Below are 14,573 nucleotides of genomic sequence, written 5' to 3'. Positions count from 1 at the left end.
TTCCTGCGGCTGTCCCTGCCATCGTCATGTCCACGCCTCGGCGCTACCACATCACCACCTTCGGCTGCCAAATGAACAAGGCCGACTCGGAGCGGATGGCTGGCATCCTCGAGGATTTGGGCTATGTCTGGAGCGAGGAAGCCAACGACGCGGATCTGGTGCTCTACAACACCTGCACGATTCGCGACAATGCCGAGCAAAAGGTCTACTCCTACTTGGGTCGACAGGCCGAACGCAAACGCCAGCAACCGGATCTGACGTTGATTGTGGCGGGCTGTGTGGCGCAGCAAGAAGGCGAATCGCTACTGCGGCGGGTGCCAGAGCTGGACTTGGTGATGGGGCCGCAACATGCCAATCGCCTCGCCGATTTGCTGACCCAGGTGGAAGCAGGCAGTCAAGTGGTTGCGACTGAAGAAGTCGAAATCGCCGAAGACATCACCCAACCTCGCCGCGATAGCACTATCACCGCTTGGGTCAATGTCATTTACGGCTGCAACGAGCGCTGCACCTACTGCGTGGTTCCCAATGTTCGCGGTCGCGAGCAATCGCGGGAACCGGCGGCGATCCGGGCTGAGATCGAACAGTTGGCAGCCCAGGGCTACCGTGAAATTACGCTGCTGGGACAAAACATCGATGCCTACGGTCGCGATCTGCCGGGTAGCACCCCTGAAGGTCGCCACCTGCACACTCTGACGGACTTGCTCTACTACGTCCACGATGTGCCGGGGATTGAGCGAATCCGCTTTGCTACTAGTCACCCCCGCTATTTCACTGAGCGACTGATCCGCGCCTGTGCCGAGTTGCCCAAGGTCTGCGAATACTTCCACATTCCCTTCCAGTCCGGTGACAACGATGTCCTGAAAGCGATGGCGCGCGGTTATACCGTCGAGCGCTATCTGCGAATTGTTGAACAGATCCGCGAGATCATCCCCGATGCCGCAATTAGTGCGGATGCGATCGTGGCTTTCCCAGGTGAAACCGAAGAACAATTTGAGAACACACTGAAACTGGTTGAACAGGTCGGATTTGATCTGGTCAACACCGCTGCCTATTCACCCCGTCCGGGCACGCCAGCCGCCAACGCACCGGATCAACTGTCGGAAGAGGTCAAGCAAGATCGCCTGCAGCGGCTCAATCACTTGGTGGCGCAAATGGCTGCCGATCGCTCGCAGCGCTATTTGGGTCGCACTGAAGAAGTGCTGATCGAAGCGACCAATCCGCGCAATCCTCAGCAGGTGATGGGTCGGACGCGCACCAATCGCCTCGTCTTCTGCGATGGCACGATCGCCCAACTAGAAGGGCAACTGGTGCCAGTACGGATCACAGAAACGCGTGCCTTCAGCCTGACGGGACAGATCCTCAGCCCCGTGGCGGCTGGGTGTTAAAGTAACGCTGCGATCAGGGAGGACGCCCAGCGTGGCAGCAAAAAAGGTTGGGTTACTGTTTGGCGGGCGATCGGGCGAACATGAGGTGTCGATCCGCTCGGCAGCGGCGATCGCCTCTGCTTTGGCTGATCCAACCAATCGCGATCGCTACCAAGTCCTGCCCTTCTACATCGATAAGGAAGGTGGCTGGCACAGCGGCGCAACCGCAGCCCAAGTCCTTGCCAGTCAGCAACCGCTAGTGGTCGAAGCACCCCGCGATCGCTGGCAATTCCCGGCGAACTGTCGCGAAATCGAAGTCTGGTTCCCGATCCTGCACGGCCCCAACGGCGAAGACGGCACGATTCAGGGTTTACTGACGCTGATGCAGCGTCCCTTTGTTGGTTCCGGTGTGCTGGGATCAGCCTTGGGCATGGACAAAATCGCCATGAAACAGGCTTTTGCTCAAGCGGGTCTGCCGCAAGTGGCCTACGTTGCCGTCAATCGCAGCCAAGTTTTTTCAGATCCCTGCCGCTATACCAGTTTGCTGGATCAGATTGAAACGGAGTTGGGCTATCCCTGTTTCGTGAAGCCCGCCAATCTAGGGTCGTCAGTGGGGATCGCTAAAGTCCGCGATCGCGCTGAACTAGAAGCTGCCCTTGACCAAGCGGCTGCGCTTGATCGCCGCCTAATTGTTGAAGCCGCGATCGCCAATCCCCGCGAGGTCGAATGCGCCGTGCTGGGCAACGACTATCCTCAAGCCTCGATTCTGGGCGAAATCACCTACGACAGCGACTTCTACGACTACGAAACCAAGTACACCGACGGCAAAGCCCAACTGTTGATCCCCGCTCAACTCTCGGCGGACTTGCAGCAAAAACTTCAAGAACTCGCGATCGCAGCCTTCCAAGCGGTAGATGCTTCGGGCCTCAGTCGTCTGGACTTTTTCTTGGATAGCCAAGGCCAGATTTTCCTGAACGAGATCAACACTCTGCCCGGTTTCACGGCCTTGAGTATGTACCCACAACTCTGGGCAGCCAGTGGCGTTGCCTTCCCCGAGCTGGTGCATCGGCTGCTGGAACTTGCGGTGGAGCGCTAGGCCATGCTGCATGGACTGCTCTGGTTGCCGCTGCTGGTGCTGTTCATCGGGCTCGCTTGGGCGGGCTGGAATGAGTATCAGAAGCTGGAATCCTACAAAGTCTGGGCTGCTGACTTTGAAACCGCCAAGTATGATGTGCGTGCTGTTCTGGGAGTCCGTGGCTCCGATTTGGTCTGGGGCAAACCCAGTCGCCAAGGACCTGTCTTTCTGGAAACGATCGACTTGGGATCGTTGCAACGGATTCAAGTGCAACAGCAAAATCAAGTCCTGTCTGATCCTGAAGCATCGGTCAGTGGTTCCGCAGATCTCTTGCTGGAACTGCGCGATCGCCAAGTGCTGATTCCGTTTACCGAAGCGAGTCTCGCTCTCCAGTGGCGTCAGTTCCTCAATCGACGCCTTGGCCTCAGTGCCTAACCGTCCTCTGTCCGTAGTGTGGTGATGGCTGACCAGTCCGAAGTTACCTCTACGGCCTCGTTAGCCGCCCGCCGTCGCCAGAAGCGCTGGGAACGGCGGCGACAGCGACTGCAGCGGTTTTGGCGCTTCCTCGGTGTGAGTGCAATCGCAGCTGGTTTAGTTTGGGTCCTTGCTCGTCCGCTGTGGATCATCCAAGACCCGCAGCGCATTCAAATCCAAGGCCAGCAAACCCTCAACCGCGATCGCCTCTTTGCCACGCTAGACCTAAAATTTCCCCTCAATCTGCTCCAGCTCCAACCGCAGCGCTTAGAGCAGCGACTCCTCGAAGCAGCCCCCCTCCAACAGGTACAGATCCAGCGCCGTCTCCTGCCAGCCAGTCTGCTAATCACGGTCCAAGAAATTATGGCAACGGCTCAAGCCTCGCGGGTCGTAGTGGAACCGAATCAACCTCCGCAGGAACGCTGGGGCATTCTCGATCGACAAGGCGTTTGGCATCCCCTCTCCGCCTATGAGCGACTCGGCGCCAACTTGCCTCAGACGACGCTGAAGGTACGCGGCTACCGCGAGCCCTATCAACGCCTGTGGCCAGCGCTCTATACCCTTTTGAGCAGTAGTCCCGTCCAGATTCGAGGATTGGACTGGCGCGACCCCACCAATCTGATTTTGGAAACAGAGCTCGGTCTGGTTTATTGCGGTCCCTATGACCCCGCGCTGTTACCCCAGCAAATTGCCACCCTCGATCGCCTACGGCAGCTGCCAGAGAAAACGAATCTGGATGCGATCGCCTATATCGACCTGCGACAACCCGCAACCCCTCGGGTGCAGATGAAACCTACTCCACCACGGCGATCGCCTCAAACTGTTGCACAGTAGAGCAACGTAGTTTTTAGTGTCACAATCAGCATTTTTGACTAAGCCTTGCGCGTATTGCTCAGGGGGGCGTGCGGAGTATTTTGTGATTGACAACCACTGGTTACGGTTGCCTTTCCCGACGGAGTGCGTCAATAATTCTCTTGTTTTTAGTTCGCTGCCCTAAACTAACGTTCAACCTAGCTTGTTCAAGTTATCGGTTGGCCGCTACTCCTCACTCCCATGACCGACCCTATGCCGATCAACAACTCCTATGGCTTCAACCGTGATGGATCTCTGTCGGGGTTTGACGCGCTAGGGCAGCCAGAAGAATTGATTATCCCCAGCAGCGTTGCTCGCATCAAAGTGATTGGTGTTGGTGGCGGTGGCAGTAATGGGGTCAACCGCATGATCAGCAGCGATGTCAGCGGGGTTGAATTTTGGGCCCTCAACACCGATGCTCAAGCCCTGCTCCATTCCGCAGCCCCCAAGCGCATGCAGTTGGGACAGAAGCTTACGCGAGGGCTAGGGGCCGGGGGGAATCCTGCGATCGGCATGAAGGCAGCCGAAGAGTCGCGGGAAGACCTGATCGCTGCTCTTGAAGGTGCTGATCTGGTCTTTATTACTGCAGGCATGGGCGGCGGCACTGGTACCGGTGCGGCACCAATTGTCGCTGAGGTCGCTAAAGAAGTGGGGGCGCTGACAGTCGGTATTGTCACCAAGCCCTTTACGTTTGAAGGGCGTCGCCGCATGAAGCAAGCGGAGGAAGGCACGGCTGCGCTCCAGAACTCCGTTGATACCTTGATCACCATTCCCAATGATCGCCTGCTCCATGCCATCTCGGAGCAAACGCCGATTCAAGAAGCTTTCCGCGTTGCCGACGACATTCTCCGGCAGGGTGTCCAAGGGATTTCTGACATCATTACAATTCCGGGCTTGGTCAACGTTGATTTTGCCGACGTCCGCGCGGTGATGGCCGATGCCGGTTCAGCCCTGATGGGCATCGGCAGTGGTTCGGGTAAGTCACGTGCACGGGAAGCCGCGCACGCTGCGATTAGCTCACCGCTGCTCGAGTCCTCGATCGAAGGGGCACGGGGTGTTGTCTTCAACATCACGGGTGGCCGGGACATGACCTTGCATGAGGTCAACGCGGCGGCTGATGCCATTTACGAAGTGGTTGATCCGGAGGCAAACATCATCTTTGGTGCGGTGATCGACGATCGCCTCGAAGGAGAGCTGCGGATCACCGTCATTGCCACGGGCTTCAGCACCGATCGCCCCAACCTCAACACCACTTCGACCATCACCGCTCAATCTTCTAGCCCCTCGCCTGCTGCTCCCAGCTCAGTCAACCCACCGGTGAGTGGTGGCCTCGACATACCGGCCTTCTTGCAGCGGAAAATTCAAAACCGGCCCCAGTGATTCCTCCGATCGCGCTGACCATTGCGGGCTCAGATAGTGGCGGCGGGGCAGGTATTCAAGCAGATCTGCGGACTTTTGCCTTTCACAGAGTCCACGGGACTTGTGCCATTACCTGTGTAACTGCGCAGAATACGCTGGGCGTGACGCGCGTGGATGCGATCGCCCCAGAAGGGGTCACTGCACAGCTCAAAGCAGTGCTTGCTGATTTACCGCCTCAAGCTTTGAAAACCGGCATGTTGCTCAATGCCGAGATTATGGAAGTGGTCGCTCAAGCGATCGCTCCGCTCACAATTCCTCGAATTATCGATCCAGTGATGGTGTCGCGCACTGGAGCTGTGCTGATTGATCAGGCTGCGATCGCTGTCCTGCGCGATCGCCTCTTACCGCTGGCAACCGTCTTGACCCCCAATCGCTACGAAGCCCAACTGTTGGCAGGGATGGAAATTCAAGACGCTACTGATTTGGATCGAGCAGCGCAGATTATTCAGGATTGCGGGCCGCAGGCGGTGCTGATCAAAGGCGGCGCCGCGACCGGTGACTGGCACGGTGTTGATTGGTGGTGGGATGGACAGCAATCCCAAGTCTTGAAGACAGAAGCGATCGCGACACCCCACACCCACGGCAGTGGTTGCACCCTAGCTGCCGCGATTGCAGCCAACGCTGCGCTAGGGCTTGATCCGCTGGCAGCGACGCAAACAGCCAAAACCTACGTCACCGAAGCACTCCGCCACAGCCTCGCGATCGGCCACGGCCAAGGTCCACTTGGGCACTTCTACTCTTTGTTTTGATTGAGACGATTCAACTCTTCCCGCAGTTGACTCACTTGCTGGCGCAGACTTTCAAGATCATCCGCGGCAGAAGTCGAATTGCTCGGCGGCGCACTGTCGGCAGGAGTTGATGCTGCGCTCGTATTCGCCTCTGGCTCAACTTCTTCAACAGTGATTTGAATTGGCTGAGGAATGGGTGGGGGAGAACCCGCAGGCCCCCCGACAGAACCTTGAGCCTGACGAACTAATTCTTCTACTGCCTGCTTAGCTTCTTCCGTGGTCATTTCACCACGGGCAACTAAGTCATCCACCAGTTTTTGAACGCGATCGCTCAGGTCAGCGAGATTTTCACTCTTGGCAAGCTCAGGCACATAGGAAGCCAAACCAATGCCGAGGTAGACCGCTTTTTGGAGAAGATCAGTAACAGTGCTCATGCCAGCAGCTCTGGGGCGTCTTGCTTCAGCATAGCCTTGCCATTCAGGGCGTTGAAGTCGATAGGGCCGCTCTGGGAAGTGACTCTGGCCACATTCGCTGCGATCGCAAAGACTCATGCAAAAAAAGTGACCCGGAGTCTACGCCTGTCAAAAGCATCCCTTACTGCTGCTACCTTCCGGTCCTGACAGGATTTGGGCGTTCTGACCACATAGGTCCGAGTCAATCTCAGCATAGCATTGCTCCCCTATCGAGCGATCGCGCCGGTCTGATAGCGTGGGGAAGCGCGTCTCAGTTGCGACCATGCCGATCACGCCTCGTCACCTGCGTCAGTGGAAGCAACAGGGTCGCCCGATCGTGGCGTTGACTGCTTGGGATTTTGCGATCGCCAGCATTTTGGACGAGGCCGGCATTGATCTGGTCTTGGTGGGTGACTCGTTAGCGATGGTCGCCCTTGGGCATCCCACTACGCTGCCCCTGAGCTTGGAGGACATGATCCACCATGTGCAAGCAGTGCAACGCGGTTGCCGCAATGCGTTGATCGTCAGTGATTTACCCTTTCTGTCCTACCAAACCAGCCCAGAGGATGCAATTCTGGCAGCGGGTCAGCTGCTGAAGGTGACGGAAGCCCAAGCCGTCAAACTAGAGGGGGGCTATCCGCGCCTCCTAGAAACGGTGCAACGGCTGGTCGAGGTCGGTATTCCGGTGATGGGGCATGTGGGCCTAACCCCGCAATCCGTACGGCAGCTCGGCTACCGCCAGCAGGGCCAAACACCCGAAGCACAACAGCAGATTTTGGAACAATCTCTCGCGCTGGAGGCTGCTGGGGCTTTCGCGATCGTCTTGGAGCATATTCCTGACCCTCTAGCGGCCACGATCACGGCGAAACTCTCTATTCCAACGATCGGGATTGGAGCCGGCCCCGACTGTGATGGGCAAATTTTGGTGACGGCTGATTTGCTAGGCCTCACGCCCACCCAGCCGCCCTTTGCTCCGGCCTACCTCAACTTGCGCCAAGCGATCGGGTCTGCTGTCCAGCGCTATGCCCGTGAAGTCCGCGATCGCCAGTTTCTACAGTCTCAGCCAGCCGAGCAAGAGCCGCTGGCCTAAACAGTCGCGATCGCATCTAAACGCTCGAATAAACTAGCCAGCACTTGATTGGAAAAGAGCATGCCCTCCGGCTGGGTCAGGCTAAGGCGATCGCCCTGCCACTGCAGCCAACCCGCTTGTTGGTAGCGCTGAATGACCGGTTGCAGCGATCGCAGAAACTCTGAACCAAACTGCTGCTCTAGCGAAGACCAAGCCAGCCCTTCCGCAAGCCGTAGACCCAACATCAGCGTCTCTGCCAAGGCATCGGCAGGATCGGGGGGAATCGGTGCACAGGCTGCCGCGATCGCCCCTGGTGTCTCAAGCCAAGCAAAGTAATCTGCTCGGCGACGGGGGCGGCTAAAGCGCTGACCTCGCAGGGCGCTGGTCGCGCCGACACCGAACCCGTAGAAGGAATCATTCTGCCAATAGACGCGGTTGTGGCGACACTGAAATCCCGATCGCGCGTAATTGGAAATTTCGTAATGCTCAAAGCCCGCCGCCTCCAACGTGGCGTGGGTCAGCTGATACATCGCTGCCGCTTGTTCATCCGCTGGCAAGGGGCGATCGCCGGGCTGGTAGCGCTTGCCAAAGACTGTTTCAGGTTCCAGCACGAGGTCGTAGGCCGAAAGGTGAGTCGGGTCCAAGGCGATCGCAGCCTCCAGAGAAGCCTGCCAATCAGCCAAGGTCTGGCCGGGTAGACCCGAGATCAAATCCAAGCTGAGATTCTCGAAACCGGCTGCTCGGACATCCGCCACCGCGCGATCGATATCAGCCCGCCTATGGGTGCGGCCACAGCATTCGAGTAGACCGTCTTGAAACGCCTGAGCACCAATGCTGACGCGGTTAAAGCCCAGCTGACGCGTCGCGATCGCTTGCGATCGATCAAAGCTCGCGGGATCCATTTCGATCGAAATTTCAGCCGTTGCCGCAATCCCAAAACGGCGATCGAGCGCCTGCAGAATGCGATCGAGCTGGTTGGGGCTCAGCAGAGACGGCGTTCCACCACCAAAAAAGATCGTTTGCAGTGCTGGCCCGAGAACGGGGGTCGCAGCAATTTCTTGGCAGAGTGCGTCGACATACTGGCGGATCATGCCCGACTGATCCCCCCGCAGGCGATCGCCCACGACACTGATCGGGAAGTCACAGTAAAAGCAGCGACGGCGGCAAAAAGGAATGTGCAGGTAAGCTGCGATCGGCAAATTGGTCATGCGCTGTTGCCAGCAAGCCCATACTGATGGGTGGATATAATGGGGCACCCTGCCTCGCGGCTGGCGCGATCCCGTGCAGCCACAGAGTTTGCGCCGCTTCGGTTCGCGACTATGTTAGACGCTTTGATTATTCTGCTTTTTTTGATCACCGGTGCGGTAACCGGTTTCCTGGGAGTTGATCTGCTGCCGGAGCGCGCTCTGCAACAGGTCACGGATCTGGAAGGACTGCGCTTTGTGGTCGCCGGATTCACTGCTTTGTTTGGTGGCTTGTTTGGTCTCTTGGCGCAAGCAACCGTCCGACGACTGCAGCTGCAAGCGCGGCAGATGCCCACGGATCAACTGATCAGTCGAGCTGTCGGGCTGATTCTCGGTCTGGTAATTGCCAACCTGATCCTGACGCCCGTCTTCCTGCTGCCGATTCCAACCGAGTTTGTTTTCCTCAAGCCCCTAGCAGCAGTGATTGGCAGCATTGCCTTTGGCATGTCGGGGATTACCTTGGCCGATACCCATGGCCGTACGCTACTGCGGCTGGTTAATCCGGGCTCCGTTGAGTCTGCCCTGCTAGCGGAAGGAACGCTCAAACCGGCAATCAGCAAAGTGATCGACACCAGTTGCATCATTGATGGGCGGATTGAAGCCCTGATTGAAACGGGCTTTTTGGAAGGGCGGCTGATTGTACCGCAGTTTGTTTTGCAGGAGTTGCAGCAACTCGCCGATGCCAGTAATGACCAGAAGCGATCGCGGGGCCGGCGCGGCTTGGATGTGCTCAACCGCCTGCGCGAGACCTACGCTAACCGCATCTCGATTAACAGCGCCGACTACGACGACATCAGCACCGTTGATGCCAAGCTTGTTCGCCTCGCACAGGACCTGCAAGCACCATTACTCACGGTGGACTACAACCTCAATCGGGTCGCCAGCATCCAAGAGGTAACGGTACTCAACATCAACGACCTGGCTAAAACCCTACGCCCCACCTATTTGCCGGGCGATCGCTTCGACCTGCGGATTCTCAAGGAAGGCAAAGAAGCCGCTCAAGGCGTGGGCTATCTCGAAGACGGCACGATGGTTGTCGTCGAAGAGGGACGGCCCTTTATTGGTAGCGAGATTGCGGTGATGGTGACGGGTGCCTTGCAAACCTCCGCCGGACGCCTGATTTTTGCCAAGCCTGTTTCACTAATGCCCGCCTAGGTCTTCCACCCCATCCCTTGCGTAACAGAGCGTGAGCGAAAGCTAAGAAAACGGCGCAATCTGCAGGCTTCAGCGATCGCGGTGCCCACGATAGGAGCAGATGCCGCTTTCTGCGGAGAAAAATGGCCTCCTCCCCTGTCTACGCCACTTTGGACGGCAATGAAGCGGTTGCGCGGGTAGCCTATCGCCTCAGCGAAGTGATCGCCATCTATCCGATTACGCCTGCTTCACCCATGGGAGAGTGGGCTGATGCTTGGGCCGCGGCACATCGACCGAACCTCTGGGGCGATGTGCCCAGCATTATCGAAATGCAAAGTGAGGCGGGCGCTGCTGGAGCTGTGCATGGGGCGCTGCAAGTCGGATCGCTGACGACGACTTTCACGGCTTCGCAGGGATTGCTGTTGATGATCCCCAATCTCTACAAGATTGCGGGCGAACTGACGCCGATGGCGTTGCACATTGCGGCGCGATCGCTGGCAGCACAGGGACTCTCGATCTTTGGCGATCACAGCGATGTGATGGCCGTGCGGGGAACAGGATGCGCTCTCCTTTGCTCTGCTTCAGTGCAAGAAGCACAGGATTTTGCCGCGATCGCCCTGCGAGCCAGTCTGCAAAGCCGGATTCCTTTCCTGCATTTCTTTGACGGCTTCCGCACCTCCCATGAAATCCAGAAGATTGCACTGCTGCCGGACGAAGCATTGCAGCAATACATTCCTGCCGAGGCGATTCGTGAGCATCGACGTCGCGCCCTCAGTCCTGACCATCCGGTGATTCGCGGCACGGCTCAGAATCCTGATGTCTACTTCCAAGCCCGTGAGACCGTTAATCGCTACTACAACGCTGCTCCGGCTCTTGTCCAAACGGCGATGGATGAATTCGCGCAACTGACGGGACGCGCCTACAAGCTGGTGGATTATGTCGGCGCACCGGATGCAGAACGAGCGATCGTGGTGATGGGCTCCGGTGCGGAAGTCGCTGAGCAAACCGCACTAGCATTGCAAGCCCAAGGCGAAAAAGTTGGCGTGCTGAAGCTGCGGCTCTATCGGCCTTTTCCTGCGGCGGAACTGCGGCAAGCACTACCAGCGACCGTGAAAGCGATCGCGGTTCTCGATCGCTGCAAGGAACCTGGAGCCAGCGGCGAACCGCTTTATCTGGATGTGGTCGAATCCCTGTCGCGGCTGGAGCAACCGCCGCGCATCATTGGCGGGCGCTACGGCCTTTCCTCCAAGGAATTCATGCCAGCGATGGTTAAAGCGATCTTTGATCACCTTGCTCAACCACGCCTGCAGCATCCCTTCACGATCGGGATTGAGGATGACCTGACGCATCTGTCACTGCCGTGGGATGCCGATTGGTCGATCGAAGCCGACGACACGGTGCGGGCGATCTTCTACGGCCTTGGCTCGGATGGCACGGTTGGTGCCAACAAAAACTCGATCAAAATCATCGGCGAAGACACCGATAACTGGGCGCAGGGCTACTTCGTCTACGACTCGAAAAAATCAGGTTCGGTCACGGTTTCCCACTTGCGCTTTGGCCCCCGCCCGATCGCCGCACCCTACCTGATCAGTCAGGCCAACTTTGTCGCCTGCCACCAGTGGCAATTTCTGCACAGCTTCGACCTGATCGATAGCGCTGCGCCTAAGGCCACGCTGCTGATCAACAGCCCCTACAGCCCTGAGGAGACGTGGCAGCAACTGCCCGAAAAAGTGCAGCAGGGCATTCTCGATAAGCAACTCCAGCCTTGGGTGATCAACGCCGATGCACTAGCAGCGGAGCAAGGGCTAGGTCGCCACATCAACACGGTGATGCAGGTTGCTTTCTTTGCGCTGTCGGGCGTCTTGCCCCAGGAAGCCGCGATCGCGGCCTACCGGCTGGCGGTCCAGAAAACCTACGGAAAGAAAGGTCAGGCAGTCGTTGATGCCAACTTGGCGATCATTGAGCCGACCTTGGCCGCCCTCAAACCTTTGCCGGTTGGCGTTCCCGTTGCGGCGGGTGTGCCGGAAGCACCGGCGATCGCATCAGCTCCACCTTTTGTCCGCGATGTACTGGGTTCAATGCTGGCTCGCAAAGGCGATCAAATCCCAGTCAGTGCGCTGCCCGTCGATGGCACCTATCCCAGCGGCACCAGTTGCTACGAAAAGCGCAACATCAGCGACACGGTGCCGGTTTGGGAGCCCGATCTCTGTGTGCAATGCGGTAAATGCTTAGTCGTCTGCCCCCACAGCGTCATTCGCGCCAAAGTCTACGGGTCAGAAGCGTTGGAGACAGCACCGGAGGCGTTCAAGCACGTTCCCGCTCGCGATCCGGTTTGGGGCGATCGCCAGTTCACGATTCAGGTCTCGACGGAAGATTGCACCGGCTGCCAGCTCTGCGTCGAGGTTTGTCCTGCCCGCGATCGCCAGCAACCGCGACGCAAAGCACTGAACATGGCCGCACAAGCCCCGTTGCGATCGCAAGAGCGGCAAAACTGGGACTTCTTCCTCAACTTGCCCGAGGTCGATCGCAGTGTCTTAAATCTGCACAAAATCGGCCAGCAGCAGCTGCAACAACCCCTGTTCGAGTTCTCGGGAGCCTGTGCCGGTTGTGGCGAAACGCCCTACCTGAAGCTGGTGACGCAGCTGTTCGGCGATCGCATGTTGGTCGCCAATGCCACGGGTTGCTCCTCGATCTACGGCGGCAATCTACCGACGACGCCTTGGACGCATAACGCTGAAGGGCGTGGCCCTGCTTGGTCGAATTCGCTGTTTGAAGACAACGCGGAGTTTGGCTTGGGCTTTCGGGTTGCGCTCGATCAGCAGGAAGCGATGGCGAAGCAGTTGTTAAGCAACCTTGCGGCGATCGCGGGCAATCCCCTTACACCCGATCTGGTGCAGCAAACGCTCAACGCCGACCAGTCGCAGGAGACCGGCATTTTCGAGCAGCGCGATCGCATTCAGCAGCTCAAACAGCAGGTGCAAGACTGGCTGAGCCATGAAGTGGATGAATCCGTGAGCGATCGCCTCAATCGTTGGCTGGATCTGGCAGACATATTAGTTCGCAAGAGTGTCTGGCTAGTCGGTGGGGATGGTTGGGCCTACGACATTGGTTTTGGCGGACTCGATCATGTTGTCGCCAGCGGTCGCGACGTCAACATCCTCGTGCTCGATACCGAGGTCTACTCCAACACTGGCGGCCAAATGTCGAAAGCGACGCCACGAGCAGCCGTTGCGAAATTTGCGGCGGGCGGCAAACCCAGCGCCAAAAAGGATCTCGGTCTGATTGCCATGACCTACGGCTCGGCCTATGTCGCCAGCGTGGCACTGGGGGCGCGGGATGAGCATACGATTCGCACCTTCATCGAAGCGGAGTCCTATCCGGGGCCGTCGCTGATCATTGCCTACGCCCATTGCATTGCCCACGGCATCGACATGACCAAGGGACTGGAGGCGCAGAAACGCGCGGTCGATTCGGGTCGTTGGCTGCTCTATCGCTACGATCCGCGCCGCCGCGATCGCGGTGAAAATCCGCTGCAACTCGATTCGCGATCGCCACACCTACCGCTAGCGCAAGCGCTCTACGCCGAAAATCGCTTCCAAATGCTGCGTCTCAGTCAGCCAGAAGCGGCACAACAACTGCTCGATCAAGCCCAAGCCGATGTGGATCAACGCTGGCAGTTCTACCAAGCACTAGCCAAACCCACCCCGTCATCAACACCTGCTGCAGGAGGGCCCCAGTGATGGACTTGAGCATGGACTACTTGGGGCTGAAATTGCGATCGCCCTTGGTTGTGGGTGCGGCTGCCCCCTTGAGCGAGCGGACAGAACAACTTCCGGCTTTGGAAGCAGCGGGGGCCAGCGCGATCGTGCTGCATTCCCTGTTTGAAGAGCAGGTTGAAGCGGAACATCAAGCCGTTTGGCAGCATTTGGAGGTTGGCAGCCACCATTACGCCGAGTCGCTGACCTACGCGCCGGAACCCGCGTGGTTTCCGGTTGGGCCAGTTCACTATCTCCGGCAGATTGAGCAGGCGAAACAGCAGGTCCAAATCCCGATCATCGCCAGTCTGAATGGCACCAGCGATAGCGGCTGGGTCGATTACGCTCGCCGGATTGAAGATGCTGGCGCGGATGCCTTAGAGCTGAATCTCTATGCCTTGCCCGTCGATCCCGATCGCAGTGGTGCGGAAGTTGAAGCCCAGTATCTACGGGTGGTTGAGCAAGTGCGGTCTGCAACACAGTTACCACTGGCGGTCAAGCTCAGTCCCTTTTTCAGCAGTCCGGGACACATGGCGCGGCAGTTTGCCCAAGCGGGTGCCCAAGCGCTGGTGTTGTTTAACCGCTTCTATCAGCCGGATATCGACATTGAAAGCCTAGAAGTGGTGCCGCGGCTGATTTTGAGTAATCCGCAGGATCAACGCCTGCCCCTGCATTGGATCGCCTTGCTCTACGGCCAAGTGGCGGTGGATTTTGCTGCGACTGGTGGCGTGCAGCGTGCCGATGATGTGATCCGCATGGTGATGGCTGGAGCCGCCACGACTCAGATTGTGGGTGCAATTCTGCGCCACGGCCCTGATGTTCTAACTCGGATCGAATCCGATCTACAGACTTGGCTGGCGGAGCATGACTGTCCATCCTTAGCGCTCCTGCAGGGCTGCATGAGTCAGCAGTCCTGTCCGGCGCCCGATCGTTTTGAACGGGTTCAATACCTGCGATCGCTGCAAAGTGGAACGTGGGCAGTGCCCGAAGTATTTGTGGGGGGTTGA

Annotated in this window: 12 protein-coding genes and 1 other RNA gene; 10 read left to right on the top strand and 3 right to left on the bottom strand. The window is 58.1% G+C overall.

The window, feature by feature from the left end:
* The first annotated feature begins 26 nt into the window (after nt 1-26).
* The 6 genes from miaB (at nt 27) to thiD (ending at nt 5,933) form a co-directional block, all read left to right on the top strand.
* Entirely contained in the window at nt 27-1,385 is a 1,359-nt protein-coding gene (gene miaB, locus DOP62_RS06685) for a tRNA (N6-isopentenyl adenosine(37)-C2)-methylthiotransferase MiaB (protein ID WP_208676219.1), read from the top strand.
* A 31-nt stretch (nt 1,386-1,416) separates the two neighbouring features.
* Nucleotides 1,417-2,460: a D-alanine--D-alanine ligase family protein gene (locus tag DOP62_RS06680; protein ID WP_208676221.1), complete on the top strand. Its 1,044-nt coding sequence runs from the start codon at nt 1,417-1,419 to the stop codon at nt 2,458-2,460.
* Nucleotides 2,461-2,463: 3 nt separating this feature from the next.
* Nucleotides 2,464-2,874: a hypothetical protein gene (locus DOP62_RS06675; RefSeq protein ID WP_208676223.1), complete on the top strand. Its 411-nt coding sequence runs from the start codon at nt 2,464-2,466 to the stop codon at nt 2,872-2,874.
* Nucleotides 2,875-2,898: 24 nt separating this feature from the next.
* On the top strand, nt 2,899-3,747 hold the full coding sequence (locus DOP62_RS06670; protein ID WP_208676225.1) for a cell division protein FtsQ/DivIB: 849 nt from the start codon (nt 2,899-2,901) through the stop codon (nt 3,745-3,747).
* A gap of 219 nt (nt 3,748-3,966) precedes the next feature.
* The gene (ftsZ, locus tag DOP62_RS06665) at nt 3,967-5,145 is read left to right on the top strand and encodes a cell division protein FtsZ (protein WP_208676227.1); all 1,179 of its coding nucleotides are present in this window, start codon (nt 3,967-3,969) and stop codon (nt 5,143-5,145) included.
* Entirely contained in the window at nt 5,142-5,933 is a 792-nt protein-coding gene (gene thiD, locus DOP62_RS06660) for a bifunctional hydroxymethylpyrimidine kinase/phosphomethylpyrimidine kinase (RefSeq protein ID WP_208676229.1), read from the top strand. The genes ftsZ and thiD overlap by 4 nt, the downstream gene beginning before the upstream one ends.
* Here thiD and DOP62_RS06655 read toward each other — a convergent pair.
* Nucleotides 5,918-6,346: a phasin family protein gene (locus DOP62_RS06655; RefSeq protein ID WP_208676230.1), complete on the bottom strand. Its 429-nt coding sequence runs from the start codon at nt 6,344-6,346 to the stop codon at nt 5,918-5,920. The two genes, thiD and DOP62_RS06655, sit on opposite strands and share 16 nt — an antisense overlap.
* Before the next feature lie 125 nt (nt 6,347-6,471).
* An RNA gene (gene ffs / locus DOP62_RS06650) (signal recognition particle sRNA small type) lies at nt 6,472-6,568 on the bottom strand.
* Between the two features lie 79 nt (nt 6,569-6,647).
* On the opposite strand from ffs, the gene panB reads away from it, so the two are divergent.
* Complete coding sequence (gene panB, locus DOP62_RS06645) at nt 6,648-7,454, top strand: 3-methyl-2-oxobutanoate hydroxymethyltransferase (protein WP_208676232.1); 807 nt, start codon at nt 6,648-6,650, stop codon at nt 7,452-7,454.
* On the opposite strand, the gene hemW is transcribed toward panB, so the two are convergent.
* Nucleotides 7,451-8,641, bottom strand: coding sequence for a radical SAM family heme chaperone HemW (gene hemW, locus DOP62_RS06640; RefSeq protein WP_208676234.1), 1,191 nt, complete (start codon nt 8,639-8,641; stop codon nt 7,451-7,453). The genes panB and hemW overlap by 4 nt on opposite strands.
* A 111-nt stretch (nt 8,642-8,752) precedes the next feature.
* Here hemW and DOP62_RS06635 point away from each other — a divergent pair, with 111 nt between their 5' ends.
* The 3 genes from DOP62_RS06635 to DOP62_RS06625 all read left to right on the top strand — a co-directional run bounded on the left by DOP62_RS06635 (nt 8,753) and on the right by DOP62_RS06625 (nt 14,573).
* On the top strand, nt 8,753-9,832 hold the full coding sequence (locus DOP62_RS06635; protein ID WP_208676236.1) for a PIN/TRAM domain-containing protein: 1,080 nt from the start codon (nt 8,753-8,755) through the stop codon (nt 9,830-9,832).
* A 122-nt stretch (nt 9,833-9,954) separates the two neighbouring features.
* On the top strand, nt 9,955-13,551 hold the full coding sequence (gene nifJ / locus DOP62_RS06630) for a pyruvate:ferredoxin (flavodoxin) oxidoreductase (protein WP_208676238.1): 3,597 nt from the start codon (nt 9,955-9,957) through the stop codon (nt 13,549-13,551).
* On the top strand, nt 13,551-14,573 hold the full coding sequence (locus tag DOP62_RS06625) for a dihydroorotate dehydrogenase-like protein (RefSeq protein ID WP_208676240.1): 1,023 nt from the start codon (nt 13,551-13,553) through the stop codon (nt 14,571-14,573). Before nifJ ends, DOP62_RS06625 begins: the two co-directional genes overlap by 1 nt.

This window comes from Synechococcus elongatus PCC 11801 (assembly GCF_003846445.2).
Lineage (GTDB): Bacteria > Cyanobacteriota > Cyanobacteriia > Synechococcales > Synechococcaceae > Synechococcus > Synechococcus elongatus_A.
The sequence above is the reverse complement of the archived record's forward strand: the minus strand, read 5'-3'. Positions and strand labels throughout refer to the sequence as shown.